This is a genomic window from Pseudomonas sp. NY15463 (assembly GCF_048068415.1).
Taxonomy (GTDB): Bacteria; Pseudomonadota; Gammaproteobacteria; order Pseudomonadales; family Pseudomonadaceae; genus Aquipseudomonas; species Aquipseudomonas mosselii_C.
On the sequence record NZ_JBLUQD010000005.1, the window covers coordinates 493,876 to 508,333 of the forward strand.

12 protein-coding genes are annotated in these 14,458 nt (G+C 66.7%); 2 read left to right on the plus strand and 10 right to left on the minus strand.

Annotated features, from left to right (window positions below; translation table 11 throughout):
• Positions 1-15: 15 nt before the first annotated feature.
• The 8 genes from ACNFIC_RS15495 to ACNFIC_RS15530 form a co-directional block, all read right to left on the minus strand.
• Complete coding sequence (locus ACNFIC_RS15495; RefSeq protein ID WP_416781341.1) at positions 16-1,635, minus strand: dipeptide ABC transporter ATP-binding protein; 1,620 nt, start codon at positions 1,633-1,635, stop codon at positions 16-18.
• Positions 1,632-2,498, minus strand: coding sequence for an ABC transporter permease (locus ACNFIC_RS15500; protein ID WP_138220820.1), 867 nt, complete (start codon positions 2,496-2,498; stop codon positions 1,632-1,634). Before ACNFIC_RS15500 ends, ACNFIC_RS15495 begins: the two co-directional genes overlap by 4 nt.
• 280 nt (positions 2,499-2,778) lie before the next feature.
• Complete coding sequence (locus ACNFIC_RS15505) at positions 2,779-3,729, minus strand: ABC transporter permease (RefSeq protein ID WP_416781342.1); 951 nt, start codon at positions 3,727-3,729, stop codon at positions 2,779-2,781.
• Positions 3,726-5,345, minus strand: a complete 1,620-nt coding sequence (locus ACNFIC_RS15510; RefSeq protein ID WP_416781343.1) for an ABC transporter substrate-binding protein — start codon at positions 5,343-5,345, stop codon at positions 3,726-3,728. The genes ACNFIC_RS15505 and ACNFIC_RS15510 overlap by 4 nt, the downstream gene beginning before the upstream one ends.
• A 146-nt stretch (positions 5,346-5,491) precedes the next feature.
• Positions 5,492-6,289 carry a class II aldolase/adducin family protein gene (locus tag ACNFIC_RS15515; protein WP_138220817.1) on the minus strand — a complete coding sequence of 266 codons (798 nt, stop codon included), beginning with the start codon at positions 6,287-6,289 and terminating at the stop codon, positions 5,492-5,494.
• A 17-nt stretch (positions 6,290-6,306) separates the two neighbouring features.
• Entirely contained in the window at positions 6,307-7,251 is a 945-nt protein-coding gene (locus tag ACNFIC_RS15520) for a D-isomer specific 2-hydroxyacid dehydrogenase family protein (RefSeq protein ID WP_416781344.1), read from the minus strand.
• Positions 7,248-8,381 carry an acyl-CoA dehydrogenase family protein gene (locus ACNFIC_RS15525; RefSeq protein ID WP_416781345.1) on the minus strand — a complete coding sequence of 378 codons (1,134 nt, stop codon included), beginning with the start codon at positions 8,379-8,381 and terminating at the stop codon, positions 7,248-7,250. The genes ACNFIC_RS15520 and ACNFIC_RS15525 overlap by 4 nt, the downstream gene beginning before the upstream one ends.
• A gap of 169 nt (positions 8,382-8,550) precedes the next feature.
• Positions 8,551-9,441 carry a LysR family transcriptional regulator gene (locus ACNFIC_RS15530; protein WP_416781346.1) on the minus strand — a complete coding sequence of 297 codons (891 nt, stop codon included), beginning with the start codon at positions 9,439-9,441 and terminating at the stop codon, positions 8,551-8,553.
• 311 nt (positions 9,442-9,752) lie between these two features.
• On the opposite strand from ACNFIC_RS15530, the gene ACNFIC_RS15535 reads away from it, so the two are divergent.
• Positions 9,753-10,718, plus strand: coding sequence for an ABC transporter substrate-binding protein (locus tag ACNFIC_RS15535; protein WP_138220813.1), 966 nt, complete (start codon positions 9,753-9,755; stop codon positions 10,716-10,718).
• A gap of 16 nt (positions 10,719-10,734) precedes the next feature.
• Positions 10,735-11,685 (plus strand): aliphatic sulfonate ABC transporter substrate-binding protein, encoded by a 951-nt coding sequence (locus ACNFIC_RS15540; RefSeq protein WP_138220812.1) that lies wholly within the window; start codon positions 10,735-10,737, stop codon positions 11,683-11,685.
• A 365-nt stretch (positions 11,686-12,050) separates the two neighbouring features.
• Here ACNFIC_RS15540 and ACNFIC_RS15545 read toward each other — a convergent pair whose 3' ends face one another.
• Positions 12,051-13,064: an XdhC family protein gene (locus tag ACNFIC_RS15545; protein WP_138221762.1), complete on the minus strand. Its 1,014-nt coding sequence runs from the start codon at positions 13,062-13,064 to the stop codon at positions 12,051-12,053.
• Positions 13,065-13,112: 48 nt separating this feature from the next.
• The gene (locus ACNFIC_RS15550) at positions 13,113-14,453 is read right to left on the minus strand and encodes a c-type cytochrome (RefSeq protein ID WP_138221761.1); all 1,341 of its coding nucleotides are present in this window, start codon (positions 14,451-14,453) and stop codon (positions 13,113-13,115) included.
• Positions 14,454-14,458 lie beyond the last annotated feature (5 nt).

Here is a 14,458-nt window from a genome sequence, read left to right on the forward strand (position 1 = left end):
CCATTCGGGCAATGGCTACACTGCCACCGGCAGCACACTGCGCGAATGCCCAGGTATCGCCGCGATCAACTCGCGGGTATAGGCACTGGCCGGTCGGCTGAGCACCTCCAGCGCCGGCCCTTGCTCAATCACCAGCCCACGCCGCAGCACCAGCACCTGGTCGGCCATGCTGGCCACCACCGCCAGATCGTGGGACACCAGCACATAGGCGATCCCCAACTCGCGTTGCAGCTCATCGAGCAGCGCCAGGATCTGCGCCTGCACCGACACATCCAGAGCGCTCACCGGTTCATCCAGCAGCAACACCTCCGGCTCCAGTGCCAGCGCCCGGGCGATGGCGACCCGCTGGCGCTGACCACCGGATAGCTCACGGGGCAGGCGGTCAAGAAAGTGCACCGGCAACTGCACCCGTGCGATCAGCTCGCGGGCCTTGCGCTCCAGTGCCTGGCCCTTGAGCACGCCAAACGCCACCAGCGGCTCGACGATACTGTCGAACACCGTGAAACGTGGGTCTAGCGCGGCGAAGGGGTTCTGCTGGACCAACTGGATCCGCCGACGCAGCGGCCTGAACTGCCGCCAGCTGTAGTGGGTGACGTCCTCGCCGGCAAACTCCACGCGCCCCTCGCTGGGCCTCTCCAGCCCCAAGGCGATACGCAGCGCGGTGCTTTTACCCGAGCCTGACTCGCCGACGATCGCCAAGGTTTGACCGGCCCTGACCTCCAGGCTCAGGTCGTGCAGGGCGGTGAACGGCTCGGCTTTGCCTGGCAGCGCAAAACGCTTGCTGACATTGCCTAGGCGCAACAGCGCTGTTGCGCCGTGGCCCGTGCTTGGTCGCTGGCGCGGCACGAATGCGGGCGCGGCGGCGAGCAGGTCGCGTGTGTAGGGATGCGGGGTGCCCCACAGCACCTGGCGCGGCGAGGCGTGCTCGATTTGCTCGCCGTGTTTCATCACCAGCAGGCGGTCGGCGCGATCACAGGCCATGCCCAGGTCGTGGGTGATGATCAGCAACGCGATGCCGCGCTCGGCCACCAGCTGTTGCAGGTGGTCGAGGATGCGGCGTTGCACCGTCACATCCAGGGCGCTGGTGGGTTCGTCGGCAATGATCAGGCGTGGCTCGCCGGCCAGTGCGATGGCGATCAGCACCCGCTGGCGCATGCCGCCGGACAGTTCGTGGGGGTACTGGCGGGCGCGCAACGCCGGGTCGTCCAGGCCCACTTGGGCCAGTAGTTCCAGCACATCGGCGTCCAGCCCCGGATAGCGCCGGCCACGCGCCAGCACCAAGGCTTCGGCAATTTGCTGGCCGATACGCAGGGTCGGATTGAGGCTGACCATCGGGTCCTGCGGTACCAGCCCGACGGTGCGCCCACGCAACTGGCGCCTGGCTTGTTCGCTGGCCTTGGCCACATCGACCCCGGCGACCAGCAACTGGCCCTGATCGATCTGCGCATTGCCTGGCAGCAGGCCGAGCAGGGCATTGGCCAGGGTCGACTTGCCCGAGCCGGACTCGCCGACGATGGCCAGTGTTTCGCCCTGCTTCAAGGTGAACGACAGCTGGCGCACCGCCTGGGTACGCTGCCCGGCGAAGTGGTAGCTGACGCTGAGGTCACGGACCTCGATCAACGCGGGTTGGCTCATCGGGCATGCTCCTCGACGCTGCGCGCCAGGTGATTGAGGCTGAACACCACGGCCACCACGAACAACCCCGGCAACAGGGACACCCACGGCGCGGTGATGAGGAAATGGCGACCATTAGCAATCAGCGTGCCCCACTCCGCTGCCGGTGGCGCGGCGCCAAAGCCCAGGAAACTCAGGCCCGCCGTGGCCAGGATGGCGGCGCCGACGTCGAGCGTGGCGAGTACCGCCACCGGCCCCCAGGCGTTGGGCAGCACATGGCGCAGCAGGGTGCGTACCCAACTGGCGCCGCCCAGGCGTGCGGCCTCGACATACGGCAAGGTCTTGATGCGTAGCACCTCGGCGCGGGTGGTGCGGGCAAAGCCCGGAATGATGCCGACGCCCACGGCGATGGCCACCGGCACCGTGCCGAAGCCGATGGCGGTGACGATGGCCAGGGCCAGCAGCAAGCCGGGCAAGGCCAGCAGCACGTCGATCAGGCGCATCAGCACCGCGTCCAGGCGGCCACCGGCGAAGCCGGCCAACACCCCCAGGCCCAGGCCGCCGACCAGGGCGATGGCCACTGCCAGCAGTGCGGCCTGCATGCTCAGGCGCGCGCCATACACCACCCGGGTGTAGAGGTCGCGGCCCAACTCGTCGGTGCCGAACCAGTGGGCCAGGCTCGGGGTGCTGAGCTTGTCGGCGGGGGAGGTGGCGTAGGGGTCGAAGCTGGTCAGCAGTTGCGGTGCCAGCGCCGCCAGCAGGGCGAACAGCACCACCAGCAGGGCCAGACTGAAACCGGGGCGGCGCAGCAGCGGGGCGGTAGCCTGTTTCAGGCGTTGCCAGCGGCTGCGGCGTTGCCAGGTGCCGGTGTCATGCGACGCCACGAAACCGGTTGAATTGGCAGGGCCCTGTGGGAGCGGGCTTGCCCGCGAATCAGGCGACTCGGTGCCTGGCACCGGCTTTGCCGGTGTTCGCGAGTGAACTCGCTCCCACAGGATACGTGTGGCATCGGAAGTGATGCCGGTGTCAGGGGGCGCTAAAGAGCCCGTTTTTTGTGGGAGCGGGTTTACCCGCGAAACAGGCGACTCGGTGTTTGGCACCGGCTTTGCCGGTGTTCGCGGGCTAGCCCGCTCCCACAGGGTACGCGTGGTATCGGAGGTCATGTCAGCTCACCTTGGCGGTATGGGTGATGCGTGGATCGAGCCACGGGTACAGCAGATCGACGATCAGGTTCACCACCACGAAGGCGGCGGCAGACACCGCGACGATGGCCAGGACCACCGGGATGTCCTGGCGCAACACCGCTTCCTGGGCCAGGCGGCCGACGCCGTTGCGCGAGAAGATGGTCTCCACCAGCACCGCGCCGGACACCGTGTTGCCGACTTGCAGGCCAACCAGCGTGAGCAACGGCAGCGCTGCATTGCGCAGGCCATGGCGGGCCTGCACCTGGGCCCGACTCAGGCCCTTGGCGAAGGCGGTGGCAATGTACGGCTCCTGCCACACGCCCTGAAAGCCGCGTTGCAGGACCTGGGCGTATACCGCGGCGCTGGGGATGGCGAGGGTGATCGCCGGCAGCACCAGGCTGGCCAGACCCTGGCTGCCGGTAGCCGGGAACCAGCCCAGGCCAAAGGCGAATACCTGGATCAACAGTAGCCCCATCCAGAACACCGGCACCGAGAAACCCAGCGACGGCAGGCGCGTCAGCGCGGTCTTGAGTGGGCGCCATTGCAGGTAGGCGGTCAGGTAGGCGAGGCCTACACCGCCGAGCAGCGACAAGCCTATCGCCAGGCCTGCCAGCGCCAGGGTCTGCGGCAGGCGCTCGGCCAGCAGCGCGGTGACTGGCCGGCCGAGCGACAGAGACTGGCCCAGGTCGCCTTGCAGGGCGCGCCAGAGCAGGTCGAAATACTGCTCGAACAGGCCTTTGTCCAGCCCGTAGTAGGCGCGGGCCTTGGCCAGGTCTTCAGGCGACAGGCCGTCGGCCTCCATGCCCGAGGCACTGAGCATGATCGCCAAGGTGTCGCCGGGCAGCAGGTAGAGGATGAAATAGCTGATGGTGTAGGCGCCCCACAGCACCAGCAGCGCCTGGCCGATGCGGCCGATCAGGTAGCGTTTCATGGCTGGCCGACCTGGATGTCGCTGAGGAAGGCAAAGCCTTCGGCGGTCCAGCGGAAGTCCTTGACGCGCGGCGCGGTGGCCGCCTGCCAGACCCGCTCGTACAGCGGGAAGGCTGCTGCTTCATCCACCAACAGGTCCTGCAATTGGCCGTAGGCGGCGGCGCGTTGTGTGTCGGCGGTGGCGGTGATACCGCTGTCGAACAGCGCCTGGACCTTGGGCAGGGTGTGCGGCTCGTAGCTGTTGGTGGCCAGGGTCGCGCTGTTGGCGGCGCGTGGGTCGAGGATGGTTTGCAGGATGATCGGATCGGCGCGGGTCATGTAGGTTGAGGTTAGGTCGTAGTTGCCCGAGGTGTTGCCGGCGACCCACTCGGCGCGGGTCAGCACATTGAGCTTGAGGTCGATGCCGACCTTGCGCAGCTGATCTTGCACCAGCACATCGCCTGCGCTTTCGGCGGGGGTGAGGTTGTAGCGCAGGGTCAGGCGCTGGCCGTTCTTGTGCCGGTAGCCGTCCTCGCCCTTGTGCCAGCCAGCGGCTTCGAGCAGTTGCTCGGCGCCCTTGGGGTCATAGGCGAGCTTGTCGGCCTGGGCCTTGAAGTACGGCGTGGTCACGTCGTACACGCCGCTCACCACCGGGAACTCGGCGTTGTAGACGGTGTGCGCGTAGCTGGTGCGGTCAATGGCCTTCTGCAAGGCCAGGCGCACCTGGCGATCGCCCAGCAAGCGGTCGTTGCGGGTGTTGGGGTAGAGGTTCAGTGCAGGCCCTGGCAGTGAGCGGCTCTGGATGGTCGCGCCCTTGGACTGGAACAGCTTGAGGTCGACCTCCGAGAACGGGTTGCGCGGCCACAGGATGTCGGCCTTGCCTTGCAGGAACAGGCCGTTGCGCACGCTTTCCTCGGGGATGTAGCTGACCTGCACGCTGTCCAGGTGGGCGGCGCCGCGGTTGCGCACGTTGGCCGAGGCCCAGGCGTAGTCGGCGCGCTTGACCAGCTTGGCGCCGACTTCCGGGGTGTAGTGTTCGAGCACGAACGGGCCGGTGCCGATGATCTTGCCCAGCGAGCGCTCCTGGGCTGTCAGCCGGTACGAGGCGGGCGCGAGGATTGCCAGGTTGGTGGTGGAGGTGGCTTGCAGGAAACCGGCGTTGGGCTTGGAAAGCACCAGGCGCACGGTAAAGTCGTCGACCACTTCGGCGTGATCGTAACCGGCCAGGTAGGTGGCGCCGAAGGTGGCTGGCAGCTGGGTGGCGAAGGCTTTGTTGCTGTCGAAGGCGGTCTTCACCGCGTGGGCATCGAAGCGCTCGCCGTTACTGAAGGTGACGTCCTGTCGCAAGTGGAAGGTGTAGCTCAGCGCATCGCTGGCAACTTCCCAGCTGTTCGCCAGCCAGGGGATGATGCGGCCGGTGTCCGGGTCCTGGTCGGTGAGCGATTCGGCAACGTTGCGCAGCAGAACGCGGTGCTCCAGCCAGTAGACCTGGAACGGGTCGACGCTGACCAAGGTGGTGTTGTCGCCCCAGAAGGCGATGTTGAGGGTCTTGCTGGCCGAGGTGTCGTCGGCGGGGGAGCAGGCATTGAGGGCCAAGGCCAGGGCGCCGATGGCGAACAGGCGGTGCAGTGGGGGCATGGGGTGGTCCTTCATTGGAGTTTGGGTTGCCTGTACCGGCCCTTTCGCGGGTAAACCCGCTCCCACAGGTACGGCGCTGCTGGCGAGAGCGGTGAGATCCCTGTGGGAGCGGGTTTACCCGCGAAGAGGCCAGTACAGGATCTCAGTCAATCCTGGTAATCGCGCCCCTCCCGTTCCAGCTGGCGAATCAGCGCATCCCAGTGCCGCTGGATACCCTCGCCCTGGCCATCGGAAAACCGCTTGGACTGCTCATGCACCTTGGCGATTGCCGCAGGCGTCGCATGCAGCAACTGATCATTGCCCCCGGCCTGCGCTGCCACCTGGATGTTGCAGGCCCGCTCCAATCCATGCAGCTCACGGAACGCGTGCTCCACGCTGATGCCGCCGGTGAGCAGGCCATGGTTGCGCAGAATCAGGATGTTGCTTTGGCCCAGGTTGGCCACCAGCCGCTGCTGCTCGTCCAGGTCCAGCGCCACGCCTTCGTAGTCGTGGTAGGCCACCCGGCTGTAGTAGGCCAGGGCGTGCTGGGAGATCGGCAACAGGCCGTCGCGCTGAGCCGAGACCGCCGCGCCGTCACGTGTGTGGGTGTGCAGCACCGCCTTGAGGTCGGGGCGGGCACGGTGGATGGCGCTGTGGATCACGTAGCCGGCCTGGTTGATGCCCAGCCCCAGCGGGTCGTCGATGAGGGTGCCATCGACATCCACCTTGACCAGGTTGGAGGCGCTGATTTCATCGAACAACAAGCCAAAGGCGTTGATCAGGAAATGCTCCTCCGGGCCCGGTACACGGGCTGAGAAGTGCGTGTAGATATGGTCGGTCCAGCGCAGCTGGGCGGCCAGGCGGTAGGCGGCGGCCAGCTTGACGCGGACCTCCCATTCCTCGGCGCTGACCCGCTCGCGCACGCTGGGGGAGGGGCGAGTGGTGACGGCAGACAGTGAACTCATGGTGTGCTCTCCGGTGATCAGTAGCCGCGTGCGGTATCGACCAGGTTCGCCAAGGGCGCCTGCTCGCGGTAGCGGTGGAAGTTGGTGATGAACGCGTCGAGGAAGGCCGGGTAGCCTTCATCGGATATGGCCGAGGTATGCGGTGACAGGAACACCCGTGGGTGCTGGTACAGCCGATGGCCGGCCGGAAGTGGTTCAGGCTCGGTGACGTCCAGGCTGGCGCGGCCTATCAGGCCGCTGTCCAGGGCGTCGAGCAGCGCCTGCTGGTCGAGCAGGCCACCGCGGGCAATGTTGATCAGATGCAGACCGGGGCGGGCGTGGGCCAGTACCGCATGATCGATCAGCCCGCGCGTGGCGGGGGTCAGCGGGGCTGCCAGGACCAGATGATCGCTACCGGCAAACAGCTCGCGCAGATCGGCCGCGCGCGTCACCCCTGGAACCTCGGCGATGGGCTGGCCGGGGCGGCTCAGGGCCAGCACGCGCATGCCGAGAGCCAGTGCCTTGCGTGCCAGGCACTGGCCGATGCTGCCAAAGCCCAGAATGCCCAGGGTGCGCCCGCGCACTGGGGCCAGCGGGGTCAAGCGCCAGTCAGCGTCCTTGACCCACAGCCCAGGCAATTGCTTGGCCGCAGCGAACACCAAGGCCAGGGCGAACTCGGCTACGTGCTCGGCGTTGGCGCCTTTGCCGCTGGTCACTGGGGCGCCGTTGAACACCCAGTCGGGGTAGAAGTCGATGCCCGAAGACACCAGTTGCACCCACTTCAACCCCCACGGCCAGCCGGCTGGTGGCGTGTCGACGCGCGCCCCGCGCACGTTGATCGGGCGCAGGATGAACACGTCGGCAGGTACGTCCAGGGCCAGTTGGCCGGGGGCGATGTCGATGACCTGGTGATCGACCAATTGATCGCGCAAGGTCTGGTTGGCCTGGGCGTCGAGCTGGCTGGCGATGATCGAATGGCTCATGCCGCCACCTCCGTCAGCGCGGCGCGGCCGACTTGGCCGAATACCACGTCGTCCTGAGGGGTGTGGATGCGGCTGCACAGCACGTCGCGGTAATGCCGCTCCAGGGGGTTGCGCCGTGACAGCCCCGGATTGCCGGCGGCCTCGACGGCCAGTTCCACGGCCTGGATGGCATTCGCGCTGACCAGGTGCTTGATCTGCCCGGCATGGCGCGGGTCGATGTGCCCGGCGGCGGCCGAATCGAGCAGGCTCTGGTTGGCGAACAGCAGGGTGTCGATGCGTCCGAGCACCTCCTGAAAGCGTGGCAGACTGGCCAGCGGCGCGCCGAGGTTGGACGGCGTGCGCGCGCTGAGAAAACCGGCCAGCCAGTCGCGCGCGGCACGCGCCACGCCGTCATACACCGCTGGCAGCAATACGCCCATCCACAGCAGCCCTTCGCCATCGAGTTCGGCGCGCGGCGCGCTGGCGGGGCTGACGCTGACGGCGTGGTCGAGGGGGATCAGCACGTCGTCGAAACGGACTTCGTGGCTGCACGTAGCGCGCATGCCGAGGTGATCCCAATCCTCGACGATGCGGATGCCGGGGGTGTCGCGGTGTACCAGAAAACCACCCACCAGCGGATCGCTGTCGTCGCTGCGGCCCCACACCAGGTACCAGCTCAGGCCGTGGCTGCCGGTGGAGTAGATCTTGCGCCCGCTCAGGCGCCAGCCTTCGGCGCTGCGCCGTGCGACGGTGGCCGGCAGGCCGCCACGCGCGGGGGTGCCGAGTTCGGGTTCGACGCGCAGGGCGTTGATCAACGCGCCGTGGCGCACCGCCTCTTCGGCGACCCGCTGGCGCAGGTGGGCGGGCCAGCGTGCGTCGTCTTGCAGGCGAAAGTGTTGCAGGTACTGCATCACCAGGATCAGCGCGGCGGCCGGGTCGCCCTTGCCGACTGCGCCGATCACCCGGCGCGCGGTAACGAGGTCCGCACCGCCGCCGCCCAGGGCACGCGGTACGGTGAGGGCCAGCAAGCCGTGGCGCTGCAGCAGGTCGAAGTTGTCGTGTGGGAACTGCGCGCTGCGGTCGTAGCGCTCGGCATTGGCCGCAAGGGCCTCGGTAAGCTCGGCCAGGGCGCTGTCGGAAGGGTGACTCATGGGGGTTCATCCCTGAATGACGGTGTGTGGCTAAGACCGTATTCGTATGAATGAACGCTGTAAAAGTCTTTTTGGTTCTATGCTAATTATCAGTTTTGAGAATTTATTGGTTTTTTGTTATGCAAATTTTGCATTTATTGCCTGGGGCCACCAAGCGGCCCCAGTGCGCTCAACCCAGCAACCTGTGCCCCGCCACTTCGCCGAACAACTCCACCGGCTCTTGCAGATTCCCCAGGTAGCGCGGATGGAACAGCCACAGGTCCACCTGCGGCTTGAAGTCACTGACGTTCAGCACCTCCAGCGCATCCCGGTGGCGGCTGGCCAGCAGCAGCGGTTCGGGCACCAGCCCCAGGCCTTGGCCGTTGGCCACCAGCCCCAGTTGCAGCTCGGTGCCAAAGGTCTCCAGGTTGATCGAAAGGCTCAGCCCCTGTTCGCTCAGCGCCCGCTGCAAGCCGGCGCGGAAACCACAGCCATCAGGGTTGAGCACCCAACCACGGGTGTAGCAGTCGCGCAGCTTGTAGCTGCGCTTGCCGGCACTGCCCCTGGCCGCCACCACTTTGAGTGGCATGCGCGCGATGGACTGGCTGGCGATACCCTCGGGGAAGATCTTGCCGGGCGGAAACAGCGCGGCGGCGGCGTCCAGCTCGCCGTTCTGCATGCGTGCAATCAGGCTGCTGCCCCAGCCGCTGCTGACCTGGGTACGCAACTGCGGATAGACCTCGCGGATTTGTGCCAGGGCATCGAGCAGCACCACGTCGCCCAGGGTTTGCGGCACGCCCAGGCGCAGGGTGCCGGAGGGCGCGCCGTCATTGGCCACCAGTTCGCGCAACGAGTCGATCTCGCGCAGGATCGCCTTGCACTGCTCGTACACCCGCAGGCCCATGGGGGTGGGCTTGAGCGGTTTGGTGTTGCGGTCGAGCAGGGTCGCGCCGAGGTCTTGCTCGAAGTTCTGCACGCGGCGGGTGATGGCCGGCTGAGTCAGTTGCAGGGCCTCGGCGGCGAGGTTGGTCGACTGGCAACGAATGACCGCCACGAAGGCGTCCATGTCATCGATTTTCATGTTCGGCGCTCACGCAAGGGAACGAAAAATAAGGTATTAGCATAATCTTGGTTGTATGTAATGCCATAGATTCCTGTAGGAGCGGCCTTGTGTCGCGAAAGGGCTGCGTAGCAGCCCCAGGATCTCGGCATCATGCGAAATTTCTGGGGCTGCTACGCAGCCCTTTCGCGACACAAGGCCGCTCCTAGTGGGTGCTCTATATTTTGCATATTAGGTTATTCCTAAAATCACTTTTTGTTATTAATCGCTTCTCGCTACAGTCGCAGCTTCTGGGCCGCAAGACGCCGCCCGCCACGACCCCGAGGAGCGCCATGTCCATCTATTCGAAGTTGCTGACCCTCGCCGCAGCCGTGCTGCTGGCCAGCCAGGCTGCCGCCAGCGAGCGCCTGACCCTGCGTATCGGCGACCAGAAGGGCAACATGCGCGCCCAGCTGGAAGCGGCCGACGCCCTGCGCGATCTGCCCTACGACATCCGCTGGGCCGAGTTTCCTGCCGCCGCCCCCCTGGCCGAGGCGCTCAATGCCGGTGCCATCGATGCTGGGATCATTGGCGATGCGCCGTTGCTGTTCGTGCTGGCCTCCGGGGCGCCGGTCAAGGCCATCGCGGTGGACAAGTCCGACCCTTACGGCACCGCATTGCTGGTCCGCCCGGAGGCACCCCTGCGCAGCGCAGCCGACCTCAAGGGCAAGCGCATTGCCACCGGACGCGGCTCGATTGGCCACCACTTGGCGCTCAAGGCACTGGACCAGGCCGGACTGAGCGAACAGGACGTGGAGTTTCGCTTTCTCGGCCCTGTAGACGCCAAGATCGCCCTGGCCAACGGCTCGGTAGACGCCTGGTCGACCTGGGAGCCCTACACCGCATTGGCCGAGTTGAGCGGGCAGGGGCGGGTGCTGGTGAACGGTCGTGGCCTGTCCAGCGGCAACAGCTTCCTCGCCGCCACCGACAAGGCCCTGGGCGAGCCTGCCCGACGCGCCGCGTTGCAGGACTACCTCAACCGCCTGGCTGGCGCCCAGGTGTGGGCCAACCAGCACCTGGACAGCTACTCCAAGACCCTGGCCGCGATCATTGGCTTCCCCGAGGAAGCCGCACGCCTGCAATTCGAACGGCGCCAACTGCGTTGGCAAGTGATCGAGCCACGCACCGTGGCCGAGCAACAGGAAACCGCCGACTTCTACCACGCCCACGGCCTGATGAACCAACGCCTCGACGTAGCCCCGACCTTCGCCAGCGGCTTTAGCGTGCCGAGCAACGCCACGCTGGCCGCGCAACCCTGACCTGGAGACTCGCCCCATGACGTTCAAACCCCTGCGCCGTGTCGCCCTGGCGCTGCTGGCCAGCGCCTTGCTGCCGAGCCTTGCCAGTGCCGAGCAGACCTTGCGCATCGGCTACCAGAAATCCTCGACCCTGCTGACCCTGCTCAAGGCCCGCGGCACCCTGGAGCAGCGCCTTCAGGCTGAAGGCATTCGCATCAGCTGGCACGAGTTTCCCAGCGGCCTGCCGCTGTTGGAGGCGCTGAACCTGGGCAATGTCGATGTCTCGGCCGATGTAGCCGATACCGTGCCGGTGTTCACCCAGGCCGCTGGCGCCAAGCTTACCTATTTTGCCCGCGAGACCCCGTCGCCCAGCGCCCAGGCGATCCTGGTGCCGGCGGACTCGCCGCTCAAGACCCTGGCGGATCTCAAGGGCAAGCGCGTGGCGGTGACCAAGGCAGCCGGCAGCCATTACTTGCTGATCCAGGCCCTGGCCAAGGCCGGACTCAGCTTCAAGGACATCACGCCGGCGTACCTGATCCCTGCTGACGGGCGTGCGGCCTTCGAGAACCACAAGGTCGATGCCTGGGTGACCTGGGACCCCTATGTTGCCAGTGCGCAGCGTCAGCAGAACGCACGGATTCTCGCCGATGGCCGGGAGCTGGCCAGCTACCAGCGCTACTACCTGGCCGGCAGCGACTACGCCAAGGCGCATCCCGAGGTGCTGGAGCAGGTCTACCAGGCCTTGCGCGAAGCAGGGGTTTGGGCCAAGGCCAACCCGGTGGCGGCGGCGCGCATCCTCGGTCCGCTGTGGGGCAACCTCGACAGCGCCACGGTGCAGCAGGCCAATGCGCGGCGCAGCTATGACGTGCAGCCGGTGAAGGCTGACAACCTGGCCGAGCAGCAGCGCATCGCCGATGCGTTCTATCGCGAAGGTCTGCTGCCCAAGGCGGTGGATGCGCGGGCGGTGACGTTGTTCGAGCCAAAATGATCGCCGACCAAATCCACCGCTGTACCTGTAGGAGATCACCCAGCCCTTTAAGCTGCGCTGTCGCGCAGAGAACTGATTTCGCAAGCGCTCCGCGTACCCTGTGGGAGCGGCGGTTCGGCGCCCCGACTTGCCCGCGAAGCAGGCGACTCGGTGGATGGCACCGGCTTTGCCGGTGTTCGCGGTGGTCCGGCACTCCGGCAAGCCCGCTCCCACAGATTCCTTCTAAATCAACAAGTTATGTGTAGTTCTATGAGAGCGGCCTCGCCGGTCCGGCGTCCCGGCAAGGCCGCTCCTACAGGTACCGCGCTTGCTTCGGGTGCTATCCACTGCGCCCCTTGCTTCGCGGCGGATCGTCGCTCGAAGCCTCAGGCCGCTGATTCGTGCTGCGCTTTGGCCTGCAACACACTCACCGCTCCCGGTAGCGTCACCGCATTCTTCGCTGCCAACACCTCGGCCATCACACTCACGGCGATTTCCGCCGGGGTCTTGCTGCCGATGTAGATGCCGATCGGCCCATGCAGGCGTTCGAGGCTGCGTTCGGTCTGGCCGAAATGCTCGATCAGCCGCTCGCGGCGCAGCTGGCTGTTGCGTCGCGAACCAATCGCGCCAATATAGAACGCTGGGCCTTGCAGGGCCTCCAGCAGAGCCAGGTCATCCAGCTTCGGGTCGTGGCTGACGGCGATGATGCAGGTGCGCGCATCGACACGAAATGCGCGCACTACATCATCTGGCATGCCCTGAAGGGTCTCCACCCCCGGCACCGCCCAACTGGCACTGTGCTCAGGGCGTGGGTCGCACACCGTCACACGGAAACCGTTGAACAGCGCCATGGTGGCGAGGTATTCGGCCAACGCCCCGGCGCCGATCAGCAGCATGCGGTAACCGGGGCCGAGGGTGTTGCGCAGGTAGTGGCTGTCACAGTCGAACGGCGCCGGGCTGGCGCAGGGGGTGAGGCTGACGCTGCCATCGGCCAGGGCCAGGCGTCGACACACCAGTTGCCCGTCGTCCAGCAGCGTGAGCAATTGGCACAGGGCCGCGCGCGCGGGGTTGAACTCCAGGATCAACTCCAGGGTGCCGCCGCAGGGCAGCCCGAAGCGATGCGCCTCGTCGGCGCTGACACCGTAGCGCACCCGCTCGGGCGGGCCATCGACGAACGCCTGGCCGCCGTAGGCGGTGGTATAGCGGTGGATCAGGTCGTCTTCGATGCAGCCGCCAGACACACTCCCGACCACCCGCCCATCGCTGCGCAGGGCCATCATCGAACCCACCGGGCGCGGCGACGATCCCCAGGTATGGGCAACGCTCGCCAGCAATACGCGATGCCCGTCGGCAAGCCAGTCGTGGGCGGTGCGTAGCACCAGCAGGTCGATGCTTTCCATGGTTTGCTCACACCTCGTTCAATGTTGCTTGATCACGCTTGGCGGCTGTCAGCGCATGTGCAGGATGATCGGGCTGCTGCTGGCCGGGTCGGTATGCCCGCGCAACTTGCCCACGGCCTGTGCCTGCACCGCTGCGCCCTGATTGCCCCAGGTGGTGCGGGCGAAACTCAGCACATCGGCGATTTCCTGGTCGGACAGCTGGCCACGAAACGCCGGCATGCGGTAGGCGTCCGGCACCCCGGCGGCGACGATGCGCTGCGAGCCGTTGAGGGTGATGTTGATCGCCGAGGCGCTTTCGCTGGCCAGCATCGAGGTGGCCCCGGCCAGCGGTGGCATCCATTCGGCCTGGCCCTTGCCGTCCAGGCCGTGGCAACTGGCGCAGCGCGTCACGTAGGTGTGTGCGCCCGGTGCGTCCAGACGCTCGTTCGCGGAAACGGCCTGGTACTGCCAGGGTGCGCCGTCGCGCTGCGCATCGCCCGGCAACGACTTGAGGTAGCGGGCGATGGCGGACAGGTCATCGTCGCTCATGAACTGGGTGGAATTGTTGAACGCCTCGGTCATCGAGCCGTAGACCACCGCATGCTGGTTACGTCCGGTCTTGAGGAACTGCACGATCTCGGGCTCGCTCCAGCGACCAAGGCCGGTGTTGTGGTCCTGGCGCAGGCTCGGTGCGTACCAGCCGTCGAGCAGTGCGCCGGCGAGAAACGGCGCGCCGGCCTCGTCCAGGGCTTTTTCGTTGAACGCCAGGCCCCTCGGCGTGTGGCAGCTGCCGCAGTGGCCGGGGCCTTGGACGATGTACGCGCCACGGTTCCACAGTGCATCCTGGCCGGGCTTGTCGGCATAGGCGTTGGTGGGTGCGAACAACCCGTTCCACAGCGCGATCGGCCAGCGCAGGTTGAGCGGCCAGGGGATGCTGCTGGGCACATTGGCGGTGGCCGCCGGTTGCACACCCTGCATGAAGAACGCGTACAGCGCGCGCACATCGTCATCGCTGAGCTTGGCGTAGGACGGGTAGGGCATGGCCGGGTACAAGCGGCGCCCGCCCGGGGCCACGCCATGGCGTACGGCACGGTCGAAGTCGGCCAGGCTGTAGGCGCCGATGCCGTGTTCGCGGTCGGGGGTGATGTTGGTGGCATGGATCGCCCCCAGCGGCGTGGCCATTTCCAGCCCGCCTGCGAAGGGCGCCTGGCCTGGCAGGCTGTGGCAGGCCACGCAGTCGCTGAGCCGGGCGACATATTCGCCACGGCTGACCAGCGTTGTGTCCACCCCGGCGTCGGCGGTGAACGGCGAGGCGGGCTCGCGGGTGACATACCAGGCCAGCAGGCCGGCGGCGACCAGGCAGGGCACGGCCAGCCAGGTCGCGCTGCGTGCGAATCGGCGATTGCTCATGGGCG